Origin of the sequence: Dermacoccus sp. PAMC28757 (genome assembly GCF_014302635.1) — a bacterium.
Classification (GTDB): domain Bacteria; phylum Actinomycetota; class Actinomycetes; order Actinomycetales; family Dermatophilaceae; genus Dermacoccus; species Dermacoccus abyssi.
In genome coordinates this window covers 1221386-1241946 of record NZ_CP060292.1, presented here as the reverse complement: position 1 = coordinate 1241946, position 20561 = coordinate 1221386, and the positions used below count along the sequence as shown (strand labels likewise).

The 20561-nt window shown below is 69.1% G+C and carries 17 protein-coding genes, 1 tRNA gene and 2 pseudogenes; 9 read left to right on the top strand and 11 right to left on the bottom strand.

Annotation, left to right across the window (positions count from 1 at the left end; genetic code table 11):
• Positions 1 to 20 precede the first annotated feature (20 nt).
• The 3 genes from H7F30_RS06050 to H7F30_RS06040 form a co-directional block, all read right to left on the bottom strand.
• Entirely contained in the window at positions 21 to 1391 is a 1371-nt protein-coding gene (locus tag H7F30_RS06050; RefSeq protein WP_187037388.1) for an amino acid permease, read from the bottom strand.
• Between the two features lie 148 nt (positions 1392 to 1539).
• Complete coding sequence (locus H7F30_RS06045; protein WP_187037386.1) at positions 1540 to 4260, bottom strand: RNA helicase; 2721 nt, start codon at positions 4258 to 4260, stop codon at positions 1540 to 1542.
• Positions 4261 to 4264: 4 nt separating this feature from the next.
• Positions 4265 to 4780 (bottom strand): hypothetical protein, encoded by a 516-nt coding sequence (locus H7F30_RS06040; RefSeq protein WP_129665522.1) that lies wholly within the window; start codon positions 4778 to 4780, stop codon positions 4265 to 4267.
• Between the two features lie 92 nt (positions 4781 to 4872).
• Between H7F30_RS06040 and H7F30_RS06035 the strand changes: the two genes are divergently transcribed.
• Entirely contained in the window at positions 4873 to 5802 is a 930-nt protein-coding gene (locus H7F30_RS06035) for an ornithine cyclodeaminase family protein (RefSeq protein WP_187037384.1), read from the top strand.
• Between the two features lie 92 nt (positions 5803 to 5894).
• Positions 5895 to 6557 carry a lytic transglycosylase domain-containing protein gene (locus H7F30_RS06030; RefSeq protein WP_129665520.1) on the top strand — a complete coding sequence of 221 codons (663 nt, stop codon included), beginning with the start codon at positions 5895 to 5897 and terminating at the stop codon, positions 6555 to 6557.
• A 22-nt stretch (positions 6558 to 6579) separates the two neighbouring features.
• Here H7F30_RS06030 and H7F30_RS06025 read toward each other — a convergent pair whose 3' ends face one another.
• Together H7F30_RS06025 and H7F30_RS06020 are read right to left on the bottom strand one after the other, a co-directional pair.
• On the bottom strand, positions 6580 to 6747 hold the full coding sequence (locus H7F30_RS06025) for a helix-turn-helix domain-containing protein (protein ID WP_165357938.1): 168 nt from the start codon (positions 6745 to 6747) through the stop codon (positions 6580 to 6582).
• Entirely contained in the window at positions 6744 to 7391 is a 648-nt protein-coding gene (locus tag H7F30_RS06020) for a hypothetical protein (protein WP_255464975.1), read from the bottom strand. Before H7F30_RS06020 ends, H7F30_RS06025 begins: the two co-directional genes overlap by 4 nt.
• Before the next feature lie 35 nt (positions 7392 to 7426).
• Here H7F30_RS06020 and H7F30_RS14890 point away from each other — a divergent pair, with 35 nt between their 5' ends.
• Entirely contained in the window at positions 7427 to 7705 is a 279-nt protein-coding gene (locus H7F30_RS14890) for a hypothetical protein (RefSeq protein WP_255464974.1), read from the top strand.
• On the opposite strand, the pseudogene H7F30_RS15110 reads toward H7F30_RS14890, so the two are convergent.
• Positions 7694 to 7918, bottom strand: a pseudogene (locus H7F30_RS15110) (PucR family transcriptional regulator ligand-binding domain-containing protein); the annotation flags it as partial. The gene H7F30_RS14890 and the pseudogene H7F30_RS15110 sit on opposite strands and share 12 nt — an antisense overlap.
• Before the next feature lie 216 nt (positions 7919 to 8134).
• Between H7F30_RS15110 and H7F30_RS06010 the strand changes: the two are divergent.
• The 5 genes and pseudogenes from H7F30_RS06010 (at position 8135) to H7F30_RS05990 (ending at position 15794) form a co-directional block, all read left to right on the top strand.
• Positions 8135 to 9691, top strand: coding sequence for an aldehyde dehydrogenase family protein (locus H7F30_RS06010; RefSeq protein ID WP_187037378.1), 1557 nt, complete (start codon positions 8135 to 8137; stop codon positions 9689 to 9691).
• Positions 9691 to 10857 carry a CaiB/BaiF CoA-transferase family protein gene (locus H7F30_RS06005; RefSeq protein ID WP_187037376.1) on the top strand — a complete coding sequence of 389 codons (1167 nt, stop codon included), beginning with the start codon at positions 9691 to 9693 and terminating at the stop codon, positions 10855 to 10857. Before H7F30_RS06010 ends, H7F30_RS06005 begins: the two co-directional genes overlap by 1 nt.
• Positions 10857 to 12046, top strand: a pseudogene (locus H7F30_RS06000) (acyl-CoA dehydrogenase family protein). Before H7F30_RS06005 ends, H7F30_RS06000 begins: the two are co-directional and overlap by 1 nt.
• Positions 12047 to 12198: 152 nt before the next feature.
• A complete protein-coding gene (locus H7F30_RS05995) occupies positions 12199 to 13560 on the top strand; it encodes an NAD-dependent succinate-semialdehyde dehydrogenase (RefSeq protein WP_187037374.1) in 1362 nt (453 codons plus the stop codon).
• Between the two features lie 173 nt (positions 13561 to 13733).
• Complete coding sequence (locus H7F30_RS05990; protein WP_187037372.1) at positions 13734 to 15794, top strand: heavy metal translocating P-type ATPase; 2061 nt, start codon at positions 13734 to 13736, stop codon at positions 15792 to 15794.
• A 41-nt stretch (positions 15795 to 15835) separates the two neighbouring features.
• On the opposite strand, the gene H7F30_RS05985 is transcribed toward H7F30_RS05990, so the two are convergent.
• The 5 genes from H7F30_RS05985 to H7F30_RS05965 form a co-directional block, all read right to left on the bottom strand.
• On the bottom strand, positions 15836 to 17215 hold the full coding sequence (locus H7F30_RS05985; RefSeq protein WP_187037370.1) for a M1 family aminopeptidase: 1380 nt from the start codon (positions 17213 to 17215) through the stop codon (positions 15836 to 15838).
• Positions 17216 to 17314: 99 nt separating this feature from the next.
• Positions 17315 to 17387 (bottom strand) — tRNA-Lys (locus H7F30_RS05980).
• A gap of 169 nt (positions 17388 to 17556) precedes the next feature.
• Positions 17557 to 17919 carry a hypothetical protein gene (locus H7F30_RS05975; RefSeq protein ID WP_047312363.1) on the bottom strand — a complete coding sequence of 121 codons (363 nt, stop codon included), beginning with the start codon at positions 17917 to 17919 and terminating at the stop codon, positions 17557 to 17559.
• 69 nt (positions 17920 to 17988) lie between these two features.
• Positions 17989 to 18633: a CoA transferase subunit B gene (locus H7F30_RS05970; protein ID WP_187037368.1), complete on the bottom strand. Its 645-nt coding sequence runs from the start codon at positions 18631 to 18633 to the stop codon at positions 17989 to 17991.
• 81 nt (positions 18634 to 18714) lie between these two features.
• Positions 18715 to 19500, bottom strand: coding sequence for a CoA transferase subunit A (locus H7F30_RS05965; protein ID WP_187037366.1), 786 nt, complete (start codon positions 19498 to 19500; stop codon positions 18715 to 18717).
• A gap of 142 nt (positions 19501 to 19642) precedes the next feature.
• Here H7F30_RS05965 and H7F30_RS05960 point away from each other — a divergent pair, with 142 nt between their 5' ends.
• Positions 19643 to 20551, top strand: a complete 909-nt coding sequence (locus tag H7F30_RS05960) for a hypothetical protein (protein ID WP_129665139.1) — start codon at positions 19643 to 19645, stop codon at positions 20549 to 20551.
• The last annotated feature ends 10 nt before the right edge of the window (positions 20552 to 20561 follow it).

The following is a 20561-nucleotide window of genomic DNA, read 5'->3' as shown; positions in this document are numbered from 1 at the left end:
AGTTCGCCCACCCTCCGGCGTCAGCTGATCGTGACCTTGGTGCGCCGCACCCCACGCGTCAGGGCGTAGCCCACGAGCAACACGACGAGCCAGAGGCCTCCGACGAGGGCGGCGTCACGCATGTCGGGCACCTTGAACGCAGTGGCCATGACGGCCAGGATCCCGGCGATGCCGACCCCCGCGACAGCCGCGCCGCCAGGCAGGTGGACGCTGCCGTGCACGTCGCCCGTCCGACGGAACACGATGTAGCTCGCGAGGGCGAGCAGCCACGTGAGGAGCACGGAGAACGTGGCGATGGAGACGAGCTTCGTGAACGCGTCGGCCACACCCGTCTCGGCGAGCCACACGGCGAGGAGCAGCCCCAACGCCGAGACGAGCGTCGCCACGATGGGTGCGCCCTTGATGTTTGTGCGAGCGAGGAAGGCCGGCGCGAGGCGGTCGACGGCGAGCGAGTGGACGAGGCGGCCCGCGCCGTAGAGCTGCGCGTTGCCGGTCGACAGAGCTGCGACGAGGATGACGAAGTTCATCACGCCCGCGGCCGCCGGGATGCCGACGGCGTCGAAAGCGCGCACGAACGGGCTGGCCTCGAGACCCTTGGCCGAGGCGGTCGCCGTCCAGGCGTTGAGCGTGACGATGAGCAGCACGGCGACGACGTAGAACAGGCCGAGGCGCGCGACGAGGGCACGCATCGCGGTGCGGACGCTGCGGCGCGGGTTCTCGGCCTCGGCGGCGGCGATCGGGATGACCTCGACGCCGACGAAGGCGAACATCACGATGGCCATCGACAGCCAGATCGACTCGAGCCCGTTGGGCAGGAAGCCGCCGTGCTCGGTGAGGTTGCCCCAGCCCGTGGCCGCGCGCCCCGGGGCGCCGAAGAGGACGAGCACGAGACCGATGAGGATGAAGGCGATGAGCGCCGTCACCTTGAGCGTGGAGAACGCCGCTTCGGCGCGGCCGAAGGAGCCGACCGACAGGAGGTTGATGACGACGATCGTCAGCCCGACGAGCGCGACGAAGACGACGAGCGGCACGCCGGGCCACCAGTACGTGAGGTAGGCGCCCGCGGCGACCACCTCACCGCCGAGGGCGATGACGCTGGCCGCCCAGTAGCACCAGCGCGAGACGAAGCCGGCCCATTCGCCGAGGTAGCGACCGGCAGCCGCGCCGAAGCTGCCCGGTTCGGGCCGCGCCGTCGCCATTTCGGCCATGGCGAGGCCGACGACGGCGATGAGCAGAGCGCCGAGGGCGTAACTGACGACGGCCGCAGGACCCGCGACACCGATGGCCGCGCCGGATCCGAAGAACAACCCCGTGCCCAGCGCCGACCCGAGGCCGATCATGAGCATCGTGCGGTGGCTCAACGTGCGGGCCAAGCCGCCGGGCTGCGTCATCGGATCTCCTCGTCGCGTCTGGGCGCGAGCGGGCCTATGGCAGCCGCTCGTCGCCAAAGTTCGAGGATACGCCCGGGTTTCGAGGCAGCTGGTCACGTGACCGGGTGTGCCGCGTCACCCCCGGTGAGAGCCGGCGCGGGTCGAAACCTCAGCCGTCGAGGCGGTTGAGGCCCAGCACGACGACGAGGGGCACGCCGGCCTCGTTCGAGGCCTCCAGATCGACCTCCGCGTCGATGCCCCAGTCGTGGTCGCCGTCGGGGTCGACGATGACCTGGCGCACCTCCCACTTGTCGGGGTGCTCGGTGATGCGCAGCATCTTGGGCCCGCGGGCGTCGGCGTCGAGAACGATCTCGTCGTGCTCGTCGTAGTAGGCGCCGAGGTCGGCGTCCCACGCGTCGGCGTCCATGACGATGTCCGTGGCGGGATCGGTGCTCGCCGCGACCGCCTTGTCGAGGGCGGCAAGTCCGTCGACGTCGTCCTTGGCGGCGAGCTCGACGCGCCGGAACATCGCCTTGCGGATGGCCACCTTCATGGCGCGCGGGTTCGCCGTGAGCGGGCGTGGCTTGAGCGCCTTCTCCGCCGTGACGGGCCCGTCGCTCGGGTGCGTGAGCGCCTCCCACTCGTCGAGCAGGCTCGAGTCGGTCTGGCGGATGACTTCGCCGAGCCACTCGATGAGGTCGGCCAGTTCCTCGGTTTTCTTTGACTCCGGCACGGTCTGACGCAGCGTGCGGTAGGCGTCGGTGAGGTAGCGCAGCACGACGCCCTCGCTGCGCGCGAGGTCGTAGTAGCGGATGAGATCGCCGAAGCTCCAAGCGTTCTCGTACATCTCACGCACGACGGACTTGGGCGACAGCTCGTACATCGAGACCATCGGCTGCGTCTGCGCGTACGTCTCGAACGCGGCTTCGAGGAAGTCGGCCAGCGGCTTCGGCCACGTGACGTCCTCGAGGCGCTCCATGCGTTCCTCGTACTCGATGCCTTCGGCCTTCATCTCGGCCACGGCAGCGCCGCGCGCCTTGAACTGCTGCTGCATGAGCACCGGGCGCGGGTCGTCGAGGATCGACTCGATGACACTCACGACGTCGACGGCGTAGTCCTGCGCGAGCGTCGTGCGCGCCGGAGCGTCGGACGGCTCGGCGTCACCGCGAGCAGGCGCTGCCTCGTCGGGGTCGAGCATGTCGAGCACCGCGAGCGCGAACGGCGCGAGGGGCTGGTTGAGCGCGAAGTTGTCCTGCAGGTCCACCGTGAGATCGACCTGGCGTCCGTCGGCCTGCGGCTCGTCGAGGCGACGCACGACGCCCGCAGCGAGCATCTCCCGGTAGAGGCCGATGGCCTGCTTGGCCAGGCGGGTCTGCTTCTTCGCGTCCTCGTGGTTGTCGCGCACGAGGTCGCGCACAGCAACGAACGGGTCGCCTTCGCGCGCAATGAGATTGAGCAGGATCGAGTGCGTGACGCGCATGCGCGACACGAGCGGCTCGGGCTCGCTGGCGACGATCTTGTCGAACGTCTCCTCGCTCCAGTTGACGAAGCCCTCGGGCGGCTTCTTGCGCTGCACCTTCTTGAGCTTCTTCGGGTCGTCGCCGGCCTTCGCGAGGTTGCGCGTGTTCTCGATGACGTGCTCGGGTGCCTGGACGACGACCGAGCCGCTCGTGTCGAAGCCCGCGCGCCCGGCGCGTCCTGCGATCTGGTGGAACTCGCGCGACTTGAGCACACGCTGACGGGTGCCGTCGAACTTCGTCAGGCCCGAAAGGACGACGGTGCGGATGGGCACGTTGATGCCGACACCGAGCGTGTCGGTGCCGCAGATCACCTTGAGGAGGCCCGCCTGCGCGAGCGTCTCGACGAGACGGCGGTACTTGGGCAGCATGCCGGCGTGATGCACGCCGATGCCGTGGCGCACGAGACGGCTGAGGGTCTTGCCGAACCCCGAGGAGAAACGGAAGTCGCCGATCATCTCGGCGATCTTGTCGCGATCCTCGCGGCTCGCGACCTTGAGCGACATGAGCGCCTGCGCGTTCTCCAGAGCCTGGGCCTGCGTGAAGAACACAACGTAGACGGGCGCCTGACGCGTTTCGAGCAGTTCCTCGATGGTCTCGTTGAGCGGCGTCGTCGACCAGGAGTAGCTGAGCGGAACGGGACGTTCGGCGCCCGCGACGGTGACCGACTCGCGGCTCGTGCGACGCGTCATGTCCGTCTCGAACCGCGTGACGTCGCCGAGGGTTGCCGACATGAGAAGGAACTGCGCCTGCGGCAACTCGAGCAGCGGCACCTGCCACGCCCAGCCGCGGTCGCCCTCGGAGTAGAAGTGGAACTCGTCCATGATGACGAGCCCGACGTCGGCGGTCTTGCCCTCGCGCAGCGCGATGTTGGCGAGGATCTCGGCGGTGCAGCAGATGATCGGAGCGTCCGGGTTCACGGACGCATCACCGGTGAGCATGCCGACGTGCTCGGCGCCGAAGATCTCACACAACGCGAAGAACTTCTCACTCACGAGCGCCTTGATGGGCGCGGTGTAGAAGCTGACGCGGTCGTCGGCGAGCGCCGCGAAGTGCGCAGCCGTGGCCACCATCGACTTACCCGAGCCTGTGGGGGTGGCGAGGATGACGTTCTTGCCGTCGAGCACCTCGATGATGGCCTCTTCCTGGTGGGGGTAGAGGCTCAGGCCGCGATCGCCCACCCAGGCGCCGAACGCCTCGTAGACGCGGTCGGCGTCCGGTGTCTTGGGTAGACGCTGGGTGAGGGTCTTGACCTTCGGGTTCGCTTCGCGGGCGGCCGCGTCGGCCTGGGCCGCGAAGTCTCCGGCGAAATCCTCGTGGCCGGGTGTGACCGCCTCGCCGGCGGTGCCGGAGGCGTCGGAAGAATCGTTCACCGGATCACCAGATGTGACGCTGGCCGGGCAACAGGCGCAGCTCGCCGAAGTCGAAGGTGCGCTTGCGGGCCTTGCCCTTCGAGAGCACGGGCGCGAGCACCATGAGCTGGATCTGCTCGGCGTGCTCGAGGTCGACGCGCACCGCGTCACCGAACTGCGGCACGACGACCTGCAGGACGATGGCCGTGGCGCGCTGCGCCACCGTGCGGTTCTCGTTCTCCGCGCGCACCTTGAGCAGGCGGCGCAGTTCGGCGAGCACCGCCTCTGGCTCTGGCTGCTCGCCGAGCGCAGCCGGGTCGGCGAAGACGATGTCGACGTCGGGCGCCTTCACACCGCTGCTCGCGGCGGTGGGCTCGCCGTCGGCGTCGACCGTGGGTTCGCCGTCGACCGACATGGCAAAGGGGTAGAACTCGCCGTTCTTCTCGAGGTGTTCCATAGCCGCGCCAAGGGCTGCGGAGAGCAGCTCGTCGAGGTCGGCCTGAGCCTGCGGGGAGGCCTCGTCACGCCATGTCGTCGTCATGTTTCCAGCCAATCACAAGGCACCGACAAGGCCGAATCCGCGCGGATCTCGCGTTCGGCGCGACGTCAGCGGGTCGTGGTGGAATAGCGCCCATGCTCTTCCTCGACGCAGACCGCATCTTCTCCGTCATGTCGCCGGCCGACGCCGTGAACGCGCTCAGCTCGGCGCTCGTCGCGGGCTTCGACCCGGCCGACGACCTCTCGCGCGTCGTCAACCCGATCGACAAGGGGCAGCTGCTCCTCATGCCGTCGGAGGTGGGCACCGGCATCGGCATCAAGGTGATGACGCTCGGGCGCGACAACCCCGAACGCGGCCTGCCCGTCATCCAGGGCAGCTACCTCATGTTCGACGGCGACACCCTCGCGCCGACCGCCGTCCTCGACGGCGCCGCCCTCACGACGCTGCGCACCCCGGCCGTCTCCGTCGCCGGCATCCGCAAGCCGCTCGAGCGCTTCGACGGCCCGCTGCGTCTCGTCGTGTTCGGCACCGGCCCGCAGGGCACGTCGCACGTCGACACCCTCGCCGATGTCGTCTCCGAGCCGTTCGCCGACGTCACCTTCGTCAGCCGCGCCCCCGAGAACGTGGGCGACGACGTCATCTCACGTGGCTCGGTCGTCGCCGCCGGCAGCCCCGAGTTGGACGCCGTTCTCACCCGAGCCGACGTCGTCGTGTGCGCCACTCCTGCCGAGGAACCGCTCTTCTCCGCAGACGCCGTGTGCCGCGACGTCGTCGTGATCGCCATGGGCTCGCACTCCCCCGACGCCCGCGAGGTGCCGGGCGCTCTCATGGACCGCGCGCAGGTCGTCGTCGAGGACGTGGAGACCGCCCTGCGCGAAGCGGGCGACGTCGTGCTCGCCATCGCCGACGGCGATCTCTCGCGCGACGACCTGCTCCTCATGAAGGACGTCGTGCGCGGCGACGCGGAACTCGACCCGAGCCGGCCGCTCGTCTTCAAGACGGTCGGGATGCCGTGGCAGGATCTCGCGGTCGCCCAGGTCGTTCTGGAGCGCGCCACGCGCTGAGCCCGCTTTCTGACGTGCAGCGAAACGTCAGGTCGATCCGCCACCATGGGGAGCGAGCGGGCCCGTCCCGCGCACCGAGCCGAGGAGGAAACGTGCCGGCGACTCGCGCATCACGGACCCGCTGGGTGACGGTCGTCGCCGTCACGCTTCTCGTGCTCTCGCTGCCGTTCATCGCAGCGAAGGCGTACGTCGCGCTCAAGCCGGAGCCGCGTCCTCCGTCGTCCTTCGACAACCCGATCGGCCCGCTCGACGCCCGCATGGTGCCGAACGGCTGGGCGCCCTACATCGAGGCGGCGTCTCGTGAATCCGGCGTTCCCGCACCGGTTCTCGCGGCTCAGTTGGAAGCGGAGTCCAAGTGGGACCCGCAGGCTCGCTCGTCCGTCGGCGCGCAGGGTCTGGCGCAGTTCATGCCCGACACGTGGGAGACCTACGGCCGTGGCGGTGACGTCTACGACCCGAAGGACGCCATCGCCGCGCAGGGGCGGTTCATGAAACATCTGCTAGAGCAGTCGCGACACTCCGGTTACGACCGCCACCCGTACGAGCTCGCGCTCGCCGGCTACAACGCCGGCTTCGGAGCCGTGCAGAAATTCAAGGACATCCCTCCGTACCCGGAGACGGAGGACTACGTCGTCAGAATCCGGGATCGCACCGCGCACTACGCGCAACGGCTGGCAACGCCGTCGGGTGGGTCGTCCGCCGGAACGTCCTCCGGGAGCGCTCAGGCGTTGCCCGTTCGGCGCGAGGGTTCCTGAGGACCGACGGATGTCGCTGCGCTCACCTCGCCAGGGCGAGCCAGAGCAGGGCGCGCACGTCAGGATCTGCGAGGTCGAGCCCCATCGCCTCCTGAGCCCGCCGCACCCGCGAGGACACCGTGTGCCGGTGGACCTTCAGCTCCCGCGCCGTCGCATCGAACGACCCACCGTGACGCAGGAAGGCCGTCACCGTGACGCGTAGAGACTCCGATCCGTCGTCGCTGAGCCGCTGGAGCACCGGCCCGCCCACGCGTCGACGGCGCGCTCTATCGCGGGTTGGGCCAGAACGACGTCAAGGGCTGCCTCGCCGTCGACAACAGGCACTCCGCGGCGCCGCGCGGCTCGCGCGGCAAAACGCGCGCGCTCGAGCGCCCCCGCGGCGTCACCGCCCAACCCCGCATGCCCGAGGTGACTCCCGGGCACTGTGATCGGCTTCGGAGCGACGGCAACGAGTTCGTCGCCGTCAATGCGGAAGATGGCGTTGGCCTCGGCCGACGCCCGTTCGGCCTGTGCTCGCCACACGTCGGACCGCGCCGTCGCGGTGGGGTACGCGACGAGGGCGACAGCCGTGTCCGGAGACAGGCCGAAGTGGGTCAACTCCCCGGGGGAGTCGCGGCCCTCCTCGAGCTGGTGGAGCAACGCCCTGCCCAGGTCGTCACGGAGCTGCGTCAGCCGTTGCGGCGTTTCCATGAGCAGCGACAGGCACGAGACGACGTGTTGGAGCGCGAACCGCTCCGAGGGCCCGAGCGGCGGCGTCGACGCCGTGGCCAACCATCCGTGCTCGTGGGCCTGACCGATGAGGGGGTGCACCTCCACGTCGTCGGCGCTGAGCACACGACGACCACGCGCGAGGCGCCCGCAGCCTGCAGGTGGAAAAGTTCGTCGACAACTGGCCCCTCGCCGACGGCCGCGCCGTCCGCGGTGAGCACCACGACGGGGCGCTCGAGGAACGTTCGGGCCGCACTGACCACCGCCTCGGCGCCGTCACGCAGTGCGACGCGTGTCAGACGACGCTGGAACTCCACCGTGTGACGCAGCGCGCGCCGTTCCGCTTCGGCCACGTGATCCGCGCCGACGCGCACGATGCTGACGAAGGGGGTGGGCTCGGGCACCACGAGCAGCGGAAGTCCGAACTCGACACAGGCTAGGGCCACCGCGTCCGGCACGGTGTCGTGCCCGACACCCACGCCGAAGCCGAGCGCACCGACGTCGTGAGCTGCAAGTCGCTGGACGTACGCGCGGCACTCGTCGTGCTCCGCAGGAAGCCGTTGCCCCGTGGTGAGGACGAGTTCACCGCCGCTGAGGTACGGCGTGGGGTCCAGGAGCTCGATGCCGTGCACCCACGTCAACGGTGTCGGCATCGCCGTTCATCAGCCGCAGACGCAGCCCGTCCCGCCCGAGCAGGGCGCGCAGCGTGAGTTTCATCGGGCTCCTCCCCTCGGGCGCCATCGCGAGTATCCATTGTGTCGAACAAGAACGTCCGGACACGCCAACTCGTCCAGTACATGCGCAGCCGGCCCTGCATACCGTGGCACGTAAGGCCGTTGCGGCTCACTCAGGCAACGAAGGACGTCAGCATGACTCAGTTCGACCTTCCCGGATCGCCGGGCGGGGCGCGTCACACCGCCCGTCTCGAAGCAGGAGCATCCGCCGCGAGCGACGCGAGCTTCGACCCGCGCACCGGGGGTACCAACGGCGCGATCGCCCACACCTCGGCCGCGCAGGTGGAGCAGGTCGTCACCGCTGCCGGGGCTGTCGCGGAGCGCTTCGCGCAAACCTCCCCCGCCGAGCGGCGTGAGATGTTGCGAGCCGTGGCCGACGCCCTCGACGCCTCCGCAGCCGAGCTCGTGTGGCTCGCCGACCGCGAGACCGGGCTCGGCGAGACCCGCCTCAAGAGCGAGGTCGCGCGCCTCGCGTCCCAGCTGCGCTTCTACGCCGACGTGTGCGCCGAAGGTTCGTGGCTGCGCGCCACCCTCGACGAGGCCGGCGACGCCTCGTCCAGCCTCGCCCGCGTTCAAGTGCCCCTCGGGCCCGTCGCGGTCTTCGGCGCGAGCAACTTCCCGTTCGCCTTCGGCGTCCTGGGCAACGACACCGCATCGGCCCTCGCAGCAGGTTGCCCTGTCGTCGCGAAGGCGCACCCCGCCCACCCCATGCTCTGTGTCCGACTCGGTGAGATCGCCACGTCCGCCCTTGCGTCAGCCGGCGCGGCCGCAGGCGTGTTCGACGTCGTCGTCGGCTTCGAGGCCGGCAAGCAGCTCGTGCTCGATCCCCACGTTCGTGCCGTCGGGTTCACCGGTTCGCAGAACGGCGGCCTCGCCCTGTGGCGACTGGCCAACGAGCGTCGCGAGGTCATTCCCGTCTTCGCCGAGATGGGCACCGTCAACCCCGTCGTCGTGACGACGGATGCCGCAGCGGAACCCGGGCGTGTGGCCACCGGCTTCGTCTCGTCGATGACGCTCGGGGCCGGCCAGTTCTGCACCAAGCCTGGCCTCCTCCTCGCGCCGGAGGGCGCCGGCCTGGCGGACGCGCTCGGCGCCGCGGTGTCCGCCACGCAGGTTCACCCCATGCTCACGGCAGCGATGGCCGCTGGGGTCTCGCGTGGTGTCGAGGCCTACGAGGCCGCCGGCGGCCAGGTCATCGGGACGGGCTCCGGCGCGAGCGCCGGGTGGTCCGCCGCCCCCACCGTGGTGCACGTTCCCGCAGAGCTGTTCACCCGCGAGAGCGTCTTCGCCGAAGAGTGCTTCGGCCCCGTTGGCCTCGTCGTCGAGTACACCGACCGCGCCCACCTCGAAAGCCTGCTCGCGCAGCTGCAGGGCAGCCTCGTCGCCACCGTGGCGAGCAGCGGCCCGCACGACCCGGAGACGGCGGACCTCGTAGCGCTCCTCGCCCGATCCGTGGGCCGCGTGACGGTCGACGACTGGCCCACCGGCGTCGCGTGGACGTGGGCACAGCAGCACGGCGGACCTTGGCCCGCGACGAGCGCCCCGGCATCGACGTCCGTGGGCGCCGCTGCCCTCGACCGCTTCACACGGCCGGTCACCTTCCAGAACCTGCCCGACAGCGCGCTTCCTCCGGCCCTGCGCCACGACAACCCCTGGGGCCTGCCGCGACGGATCAACGGACGGATGAACTGATGAACGAACACTTCCCCGCCACCCCGAGCTCGAGCGGCACGCCGCTCGACGGCATCAAGGTCGCCGACTTCAGCCGCGTTCTCGCCGGCCCCTTGACGACGATGACGCTGGCCGACCTCGGCGCCCAGGTGCTCAAGATCGAACGCCCCGGTGTCGGCGACGACACCCGCCACTGGGGTCCGCCGTGGACGACGCACAGCTCCTCCTACTTCGAGAGCGTCAATCGCACCAAGCGCTCCATCGGCCTGGATCTCAAGGACCCCGAGGACCTCGCCGTCGCTCGCGAGATCGCCGCGGAGGCGGACGTCGTCGTCGAGAACCTCAAGTCCGGCACGATGGCGCGCCTCGGCCTCGGCTACGAGGATCTTGCCGAAGCCAACCCGGGGCTCGTCTACTGCTCCATCACCGGCTTCGGCTCGGGCGAAGGCGCCTCGATGGCCGGGTACGACTTCCTCGTCCAGGCCGTCGGCGGCCTCATGAGCATCACGGGCGACGCCGAGGGCGAGCCCATGAAGGTCGGCGTGGCCCTCGTCGACGTGCTCACCGGCAAGGACGCCGTCATCGGCATCCTCGCGGCGCTCAACGAGCGCAGCCGCAGCGGTCGCGGCCAGCACCTGGAGGTGACGCTGCTCACGAGCCTGCTCGGCTCGCTCGTCAACCAGTCGTCGTCCTACCTCGCGACGGGCCGCAGCCCGGCGCGCATGGGCAACGCGCACCCCTCCATCGCGCCGTACGAACTCCTGCAAACCGGCGACGGCCCGCTCGCTGTCGCCTGCGGCAACGACGGGCAGTTCGCCCGGCTCACCGAGGTGCTCGGCGTGCCGCAGTTGGCAACCGACGAGCGGTTCGCCACGAACCCCGAGCGCGTTGCCCACCGTGACGACCTCGTCCGCGAGTTGGAGGCCGCGCTGGCCGCCGCGTCGGCCGACGAGTGGTCTGCCCGCCTCGGCGAGGTCGGGGTTCCGGCCGGCGTCGTCGGCGACATCGCGTCGGCGATCGACCTGGCCGAGCGCCTCGGCCTCGAGCCGACGCTCGACCTCGGCCCGGAACACCCGCGCCAGATTCGACACCCGATCACCTACTCGCGCAGCAGGACCCAACCTGCGACGCCACCACCCGACCTGCCCCAGCGCACGAACGACGACCACGACGAAAAGGAAGCCTGATGTCCACTGCCACGAAGATGCCCCCGCTCAACCCGCGCGATCTGGCAGGCATCGACGACCTGCTGAGCGACGAGTAGAAGGCGATCCGCGCGACGGTTCGCACCGTCTGCGAAACGACGGTCGACCCGTATGTCGCGGAGTGGTTCGAAGCGGGTGAGCTCACGGACGTGCGCGAACTGGCACGCGAGTTCGGCCGCAACGGCTTCCTCGGCATGCACCTCGAGGGCTACGACTGCCCCGGCATGAGCGCCACCGCCTACGGCCTGGGCTGCCTCGAGCTCGAGGCGTCGGACTCCGGCATCCGTTCGCTCGTCTCCGTCCAGGACTCCCTCGCGATGTTCGCGATCCACCGCTGGGGCAGCGAGGAGCAGAAGCAGCAGTGGCTGCCGAACACGGCCGCCAACGAGGCCATCGGCTGCTTCGGCCTGACCGAGCCCGACCACGGCTCCGACCCCGCGTCGATGCGCACGCGCGCCCGTCGTGACGGCGACGACTGGGTGCCGACGGCCGCAAGATGTGGATCACGAACGGCTCTGTCGCCGATGTCGCCGTCGTGTGGGCGCAGACCGACGAGGGCATCCGCGGCTTCGTGGTGCCGACCGACACCCCCGGCTTCTCCGCGAACACGATCAAGCACAAGATGTCGCTGCGCGCGTCCGTGACGAGCGACCTCGTCCTCGACGGTGTGCGTCTGCCCGCGGACGCGTTCTTCCCCGAGGTCATCGGCCTCACGGGCCCCCTCTCCTGCCTCAACGAGGCCCGCTACGGCATCGTCTGGGGCGCCATGGGCGCGGCTCGTTCGTCGCTCGAAGCGGCGATCGACTACTCGAAGGAACGCGAGCAGTTCGGCAAGCCGATCGGCGGCTTCCAGCTGACGCAGGCCAAGCTGGCCGACATGGAGCTCGAGTACGTCAAGGGTGTGCTGCTCGCCCTGCACCTGGGGCGCCGCAAGGACGCGGGCACCGTGCGTCCGGAGCAGATCAGCCTCGGCAAGCTCAACAACGTGCGCGAGGCCATGGAGATCTGCCGCACCGCGCGCACCATCCTCGGCGCGAACGGCATCTCCCTGGAGTACCCGGTCATCCGGCACGCGAACAACCTCGAGTCGGTCCTCACCTACGAGGGCACCGTCGAGATGCACACGCTCGTCGTCGGCCAGGCACTCACCGGTCTGCCCGCGTTCCGCTGACGCACGCCGCCCCGGCCGATCTGCACCTGCCCCGCCGTCGTTTCATCCACCGGCGGCGGGGCAACCCGGTAGAAATGGGTGAGCGCGAGAGCCGATCGAGGCCGCCTCACCCACCAGACTGAGACTGATCACATCCCCCACCGAGGAGAATCATGAGCGCCTCGCAGTACGCCGTCACCGACCCGCATGACGGCAACGTCGTCGAGACCTACCCCACCGCCGACGCGTCCGACGTCTCGCGCGCCCTGGACGCCGTGTCGTCCGCGTACAAGAGCTGGTCGCGCACCACGAGCGTCGCCGACCGCGCTGCGCTCATGAAGCGCGCCTCCGAGCTGTTCTCCGAGCGCACCGACGAGCTCGCCGCCATCATCGAGCGCGAGATGGGCAAGCCGACGGCCGAGTGCGTCGAGGAGGTCGAGTTCTCGGCCGCCATCCTCGGCTACTACGCGGACAACGGCACCGAGTTCCTCAAGGACGAGCCGATCGACCTTCTCGACGGCGAGGGCAGCGCCCTCATCCGCCGCTTCCCCATCGGCCCGCTGCTGGGCATCATGCCGTGGAACTTCCCCTATTACCAGGTGGCCCGTTTCGCGGGCCCGAACCTCGTGGCGGGCAACACGATCATCCTCAAGCACGCTCCGCAGTGCCCCGAGTCGGCAGCCGCGATCGCGCAGATCTTCTCCGAGGCCGGGTTCCCCGAGGGCGCCTACGTCAACCTCAACGCCACGAACGAGCAGTGCGCCGACATCATCGCCGACCCGCGCATCCAGGGCGTCTCGCTCACCGGTTCCGAGCGCGCCGGCTCCGCCGTCGCCGAGATCGCCGGACGCAACCTCAAGAAGGTCGTGCTCGAGCTCGGCGGCTCCGACCCGTTCATCCTCCTCAGCACCGACGACATGGACGCCACGGTCCAGGCCGCCGTCGAGGCACGCGCCTACAACACCGGCCAGGCGTGCAACGCCGGTAAGCGCTTCATCGTCGCCGACGGCCTCTACGACGAGTTCGTCACCGCCTTCACCGAGAAGATGAAGGAGACCTCGGGCGCCTCCCCGCTGTCGTCCGTCGCGGCGCGCGACAACCTCGCCTCCCAGGTCGACGAGGCCGTGAGCGGCGGCGCCACCTTCGTCGGTTCCGAGAACGACGACGTCGACGCGAACGGCGCCTACTACCCCGCAGGTGTCCTCACGGGCGTCACGAAGGACAACCCGGCCTACTACCAGGAGCTGTTCGGCCCGGTCGCCATGGTCTTCAAGGTCGGCTCCGAGGAGGAGGCCGTCGAACTCGCGAACGACACCCCGTTCGGCCTCGGCTCGTACGTCTTCACCACGGACTCCGAGCAGGCCGAGCGCATCGCCAATCAGCTCGAGGTCGGCATGGTCTTCGTCAACGGCGTCGGTGCCGACGGCGTAGAACTGCCCTTCGGCGGCGTGAAGCGCTCCGGCTTCGGCCGTGAACTCGGCCGCTACGCCATCGAGGAGTTCCTCAACAAGAAGCTCATCCGCGTCATCGAGTGATGTGCATTGCGTGAGATCCCCCGGCTCCGATTCGGCCGGGGGATCTTTCGTTGGTGCGTCGTGGCTTCACCTTCTCGGAATATACCCCCATGGGGTATAAGTTGACGCGAGTGAGGAATGCAGCTCCGCCCGGCGCAGGGGTGCGGGGCGGTGTAGCTCGTGAGGAGGAGTGAATGGAACCCGAGACATCTGGCCACAACGATCACGCAGGACACGGCGACCACTCAGGGCACGGAGGCCACGCGGGCCACGGCGACCACGTCACGATGTTCCGGCGCCTGTTCGCGATCATGAGCGTCGTCGCGATCCCCGTCATCGCGTTCGACCCGATGTTCGCCCACCTCGTGGGTTACTCGCTGCCCGATTCGGGCTGGACGCGCGCGATCGCGCCGGCACTCGGCACCGTGATGTACGTCTGGGGCGGCAAGCCGTTCCTGTCCGGCGCCGTGAGCGAGGTGCGTTCGCGCAAGCCCGGCATGATGCTGCTCATCGCGCTCGCGATCACTGTCGCGTTCGTCTCGTCCTGGGGTGCCAGCCTCGGCGTTCTCGACGACGAGCTGTCGTTCTGGTGGGAACTCGCGCTCCTCGTCGTCATCATGCTGCTCGGCCACTGGGTGGAGATGCGTTCGCTGGCGCAGACGTCCTCGGCACTCGACTCCCTCGCCGCACTGCTGCCCGACGAGGCCGAGAAGGTCGACGGCGACCGCGTCGTCACGGTCTCCCCCGACGACCTCGTCGTCGGCGACGTCGTCATCGTCCGCCCCGGCGCCTCGGTGCCTGCGGACGGGCGCATCGTCGACGGCAGCGCGTCGATGGACGAGTCGATGGTCACCGGCGAGTCGCGCGCGGTGCGTCGGGAGAAGGGCGACGCCGTCGTCGCGGGCACCGTGGCCACCGATTCCGGTCTGCGCGTGGAGATCACGGCAACGGGCGACGACACCACACTTGCGGGCATCAGCAAGCTCGTGAGCGAGGCGCAGAACTCCTCGTCGCGTGCGCAGTTGCTCGCGGACAGGGCCGCCGCATGGCTGTTCTGGTACGCCCTCGGCGCGGCCGTTCTCACGGCGATCGTGTGGTTCGTCGCCGACCGCCCCAACGAGGCCGTCATCCGCACCATCACGGTGCTCGTCATCGCCTGCCCGCACGCCCTGGGCCTCGCCATCCCGCTCGTCATCTCGATCGCGACGGAGCGCGCGGCGCGAGCCGGCGTGCTCGTCACCGATCGCCGGGCGCTCGAGTCGATGCGCACCGTCGACACCGTGCTGCTCGACAAGACCGGCACGCTGACGAAGGGTGAACCGACCGTCACGGGCGTGGAAGCGGTCGAGGGCCGCAGCGAGGACGACGTCCTGCGGCTGGCCGCTGCGGCCGAGGCGGACAGCGAGCACCCCCTCGCGCGGGCCATCGTCGCAGCGGCCGACGACCGCGGGCTCGACGTTCCGCGCGGCGGCGACTTCACCTCGTCACCGGCCGTCGGAGTACGCGCGGACATCGACGGCACCGTTGTCGAGGTGGGCGGACCGCACCTCCTCGAACAGCAGGACGCCCGCGAATTACCCGTCGCCGACGAGTGGCGTACCGAGGGCGCGATCATCCTCCACGTCCTCGCAGGCGGCGAAGTCATCGGCGCCCTGAAGTTGGCCGACGCCGTGCGTCCGGAATCCCGGGATGCGATTGACGCCCTTCACGCTCGAGGCGCGCAGGTCGTCATGATCACCGGTGACGCCGAGGCCGTCGCGCACCACGTGGCGGACGAGCTCGGTATTGACCGTGTCTTTGCCGGCGTACGCCCCGAGGACAAGGCTGCGAAGGTCAGCGAACTCCAGGGCGAGGGGCGGAAGGTGGCCATGGTCGGCGACGGCGTCAACGACGCACCGGCTCTCGCGCAGGCCGACGTGGGCATCGCGATCGGCGCGGGAACGGACGTGGCGATCGGGTCGGCGGGCGTCGTGCTCGCGAGTTCCGACCCGCGTTCGGTGCTCTCGGTCATCGAGCTGTCGCGCGCGACGTACCGCAAGATGAAGCAGAACCTGTGGTGGGCCGCCGGCTACAACCTCGTGTCGGTGCCACTGGCCGCGGGCGTGCTCGCACCCGTCGGGTTCGTGCTGCCGATGAGCGTCGGTGCCGTCCTCATGTCTGCCTCGACGGTCGTCGTGGCGCTCAACGCACAGCTGCTTCGCCGACTCGACCTGCGACCGCAAACGTGGGCAGAGCGCTCCCCCGCGGACGACTGATCGTGCCTGCGGGTTGAACGAGCGCGCCCCCCCAACCCGAGCTAACCGCTGATTCCGTAGTCCGCCCACACCGACGCGAGGCTGACGGGCGAGTGCTTCTGCGCCAACGCCTTGTACTGCCCACGCGTGATGTTCGCGTGGCGATACGTCGTGGCGAGCTCCTTGAGGAACGCCGTGTGACGCGGCGCGTTCTCGCGCAGGTACGAGCGGTCCATGGCGTAGCGGATGGCGCGTTGCGCACCGTAGACGTAGTTGTAGCGGCTCGTCGCGAGGTACTCCGGCCCGCTGCTTCCCGCGAGCGTCGACTTCACGGGCGTGTAGGCCCCCGCGATGCCCGCGTGACGTGCGTAGTCGTTCTGCAGCAGGACGGCGAGACCTTCGTGGATGAACATGACGTCACGCCAGTCCTTGGCCGTCACGGAGTTGCCGAACCACATGTGCGCGTTCTCGTGCGCGATGAAGCTCGGAGAACCGTCGACGAGCGAACGCTTGTACTGGACGAGACCGACCTGCTCCTGGCCACCGACGGGGAAATTCGTCAGCGTCAGCCCACCGGACTGCGAGAACGGGTACGGGCCGTACAACCGGGCGAAGTAGTCGAGCGACTTCGCGGTGTGGGTGACGAGGTTGGCCGGGACGCTCGCCATGCCCGCGTACAGGTACGGGACGCTCACGCCTGCCGCGGTGAGCTTGCCGCGCTTCACGGCGAGACCCGGCCCGACGGTGAGCCCGGGGTTGTAGGACGAGACCCGCTCCGGAATGACGATGCGCGTGTTGACCATGCTGCCGTCGCCGAAGGTGTGCGGGGCAGGCGCGCCGTAGGCGATGATCTGGTTGGCCTTCTGCGTCGAGATGCTGTTCGCGTACGTGGCCTTGTTGTCGATGCGGTCGTTGCTCGGGTACCAGAACACGGCCACCTCGGGCTCACCGGAGAACGTCGTCACGGTGCCGTTCTCGATGACGCCACGGGTGCCTCGGTTGAGGAGAACCCGGTTCCAGGGGATGTCGTCGTACCTGACCTGGAGCGTGAACGACTGCCCCTTCGCCAGAGAAACGCCCGTGATCGACCACTGATACCGCGTTTCGGCCGCCTTGAACGGCTTGCTCACACCGTTCACGGTGACGCTCTTCGGTACGAGCGCGAAGTCGATGAGGAGTGATGTCGTCGCGACCTCGGCACGACACGTCATCGTCGTCGCTCCGTAGACCCGGGCATGTGTGCCGTTGGCGCCGGTGCGAACGGTGTCACCGATGGAGTAGTGACTCACCGAGTACCGGGAGTCGCCCTTGTTCGGCAACTTGGAGTCACCGGTTGCCGCCGAGACAGGTGACGATCCTGCCACCCCCAGCAGCCCCGCCCCCGCGCCTGCCGCGAGCAGGGTACGGCGTGAAATGTGCCCACAGCACTCGAGATGAGTCATCGTGCCCCCAATGTGTTCGGCACCCACGACCCCACCGCTGCCGAGGCTCGCGGTCTCGTCGGTGTCGATGAATCTGATCCATCGACTCTGTCAGGTCGGTGGGCCCTGTGGGGCTCGAACCCACAACCTACGGATTAAAAGTCCGCAGCTCTGCCAATTGAGCTAAAGGCCCTGGCGCCGGCGAGTTCGCGCAGCGCGTGGGCCAGCCTAGCCCGACGGGCCACACCCGCGCACAACGCCCCACCGCGTCGTCGTTGCGTGCGGCTCGCGCAACGACCGACCGGAACGCGCGACTGCGGAGCACCCGGCGTGGGTGCTCCGCAGTCAGGCGTTGACCGACGTCAGCTGTACGTCGGGCGCGAGTCGTTCTCCGGATCGATGTGAGGACGGTCCTCCTCGTCGAGGGCTTCGCGGTCACTCGGCAGCGAGTGCTCGGCGATGACGTTGTCGAACTCGTCGCTGATGACGACGCGGTCGTGCTCCGCCAGCGTCAGGTTCTCGGCGATCTTGTCGCGCATCATCTCCGGCATGTCGAAACCGTGCTCGTCGAACGCCGCGTTGACGATCTCCAGAGCACCCTCACGATCACCCGGTGTCATCCGCGCGGCAATGTCTCCGATGACCTCGGCGTACCGCACCGCGGCACCCTCTCCGTACTGGTCGGTGAACTGCTGCTGGTTCACCACGTAATTCCACGTTCCCATGAACGAACACCTCCTGGTTTCACGCTACATCGTTGGCACGCAGGAAAACCCGGGCGGGGCCGCGAAACGTCAGGCGATGCCCGCCCCGGCGCTGAGCGGCGCGCCCGTCTTCTCGACGACCTCGTCGAAGGTGACGTCGGGGGCCAGCTCGATACACACGAGCCCATCGTCCGTCACGTCGATGACGGCCAGGTCCGTGATGATGCGCTCGACGACGGCGAGGCCCGTGATCGGCAGCGTGCACTCGGGCAGGATCTTCGGCGAACCGTCCTTCGCGCAGTGCTCCATGAGGACGACGACCTTCTTGGCACCGTGCACGAGATCCATCGCGCCGCCCATGCCCTTGACCATCTTGCCGGGGATCATCCAGTTCGCGATGTCACCGTTCGTCGACACCTGCATCGCGCCCAGGATGGCCGCATCCACCTTGCCGCCGCGGATCATGCCGAACGACGTCGCAGAGTCGAAGATCGACGCGCCACGACGCAGGGTCACCGTCTCCTTGCCCGCGTTGATGAGGTCGGGGTCGACCGTGTCGTCGCTCGGGTACGCACCCACGCCGAGCAGGCCGTTCTCCGACTGCAGCACCAGCTCGACGTCGTCGTCGACATAGTTCGGCACGAGCGTCGGCAGGCCGATGCCGAGGTTGACGTAGTCGCCGTCCTCCAGCTCCGCCGCAGCGCGCGCCGCCATCTGCTCACGTGTCCACGCCATGTCAGTTACCGCCTTCCGCGTCACGGGTCGGACGCTTCTCGCACCCCTGGTCGAACGCCCGCCCCGCGAGCTCTCGCCACATCATTTCGCCGCACCTTCCGCTTCGCGGGTCGTGCGCTTCTCGATCCGCTTGTCTCCGGACTGCTCCTTCGTCAGCTCCACCACCCGCTGCACGTAGATGCCCGGCAGGTGCACCTCGTCGGGGTGGATGTCGCCGGGTTCGACGAGCTCCTCCACTTCGGCGATGACCGTCTTGCCGGCCATCGCGCACAAGGGGTTGAAGTTGCGCGCGGAGAGGTTGAAGACGAGGTTGCCGTGCCGGTCACCCTTGGCCGCGTGCACGAGCGCGAAGTCCGTGACGATGCTCTCCTCGAGCACGTAGTCCTTGGCGTCGTCACCCTCGCCGAAGGTGCGCGTCTCCTTGGGCTCCGACTCCTTCTCCACCTGGCCGTCAGCGCCGTACTTCCACGGCATGCCGCCGTCAGCCACCTGCGTGCCGACGCCCGTGGCCGTGAAGAACGCCGGGATACCGGCGCCGCCGGCGCGCAGCTTCTCCGCCAGCGTTCCCTGTGGCGTCAGATGAACCTCGAGTTCGCCCTCGAGGTACTGGCGCGCGAACTCCTTGTTCTCGCCGACGTAGGAGGCGGTGACGAGACGCAGGCGCTTATCGCGCAGTAGAACCCCGAGGCCCCAGTCGTCGACGCCGCAGTTGTTCGAGACGACCGCGAGATCCTTGGAACCGAGCTTGTGCAGCTCGCCGATCAGCACGCTCGGGATGCCGCACAGGCCGAATCCTCCGACGGCGAGCGACGCACCGTCCCCGATGTCCGCGACCGCTTCCGCGGCAGACGCCACGACTTTGTCCACTTCTCCTCCTGCACTCGAAGACTTCGGGCGGCACGGGACCATGTGGCCGTGAGATCCACCTCACATCCGAATCCAGTTAATCACCATTAACCGAACCTGTGGGGCGTGATGCCCTGCCAGTGCGTGGTGCCAGACTGCATCCATGACCTCCAAGCCCCTCTACGCGCTCCTGCTCGACGTCGACGGCCCCGTCGCGAGCCCGGTGACGCGCACCCTCGCGATCGATTCCATCGCCGCCGATCTCGTCGCGATGGCCCGGGCGGGCGTCCCGCTCGTGTTCAACACGGGCCGTTCCGACGTCTTCGTCGCGCGCACCGTCATGCCGTCGCTCGTCGCAGCCGGACTGCCTGACGACGCCGTCGTCCTCGCCGTGTGCGAGAAGGGCTCGACGTGGTTCGTGCCGAAGCCCGAGCACCTCGACGGCGCGGGCGACGATCTCGAGGTCGACGAGCGTCTGCGCGTGCCAACGGGGCTCGTCGAGTTCTGCCGCAGCATTGCCCCCGACTTCGAGGACGCGATGTTCTTCGACGCGACGAAGAAGGCGATGGTCAGCTTCGAGGCGCTGCACGGGATCGACCTCGAGACCTACGGGCGCCGGCAGCACGAGATCGAGCAGCGCATCTGGGATTTCCTCGCCGAGCAGGAGATCGGCGTCGCATGGGAGGACCGCACGGCGCTCAACGACAGTGACGACGTCGCGTTGCGCATCGACCCGACGATCATCTCCACCGACGTCGAACACATCGGCACGGGCAAGCAGGTCGGCGCTGACAAGGCCGTCGCCTACCTCGCCGGACTCGGCATCACACCGCGGGAGTGGCGCACGCTCGGGGATTCACGCAGCGACTACGCCATGGCCGACCGGCTCCACGAGCGCGGTTTCGTCGTGCGCCACGGTGACGTGCGCCCGGCCGACGGCCGCCTCGAGCGCGACTACCCCGTCGAGGTCGCGCCCGACGACCTGACGAACGACGCCGCCGGCGCAGCGTTCCTCGCCCGCTGGCGCCGGGACGTGGAATGCGAGCGCCCCTCGGCGACGTTGGCCGGATGACACCCCACAC

Coding starts and splice junctions, on each gene's coding strand:
- H7F30_RS06050 (WP_187037388.1), bottom strand. CDS start 1,391: ATGACGCAGCCCGGCGGCTTGGCCCGCACGTTGAGCCACCGCACGATG.
- H7F30_RS06040 (WP_129665522.1), bottom strand. CDS start 4,780: ATGACGACGACATGGCGTGACGAGGCCTCCCCGCAGGCTCAGGCCGAC.
- H7F30_RS06035 (WP_187037384.1), top strand. CDS start 4,873: ATGCTCTTCCTCGACGCAGACCGCATCTTCTCCGTCATGTCGCCGGCC.
- H7F30_RS06010 (WP_187037378.1), top strand. CDS start 8,135: ATGACTCAGTTCGACCTTCCCGGATCGCCGGGCGGGGCGCGTCACACC.
- H7F30_RS06005 (WP_187037376.1), top strand. CDS start 9,691: ATGAACGAACACTTCCCCGCCACCCCGAGCTCGAGCGGCACGCCGCTC.
- H7F30_RS05995 (WP_187037374.1), top strand. CDS start 12,199: ATGAGCGCCTCGCAGTACGCCGTCACCGACCCGCATGACGGCAACGTC.
- H7F30_RS05990 (WP_187037372.1), top strand. CDS start 13,734: ATGGAACCCGAGACATCTGGCCACAACGATCACGCAGGACACGGCGAC.
- H7F30_RS05985 (WP_187037370.1), bottom strand. CDS start 17,215: ATGACTCATCTCGAGTGCTGTGGGCACATTTCACGCCGTACCCTGCTC.
- H7F30_RS05975 (WP_047312363.1), bottom strand. CDS start 17,919: ATGGGAACGTGGAATTACGTGGTGAACCAGCAGCAGTTCACCGACCAG.
- H7F30_RS05970 (WP_187037368.1), bottom strand. CDS start 18,633: ATGGCGTGGACACGTGAGCAGATGGCGGCGCGCGCTGCGGCGGAGCTG.
- H7F30_RS05960 (WP_129665139.1), top strand. CDS start 19,643: ATGACCTCCAAGCCCCTCTACGCGCTCCTGCTCGACGTCGACGGCCCC.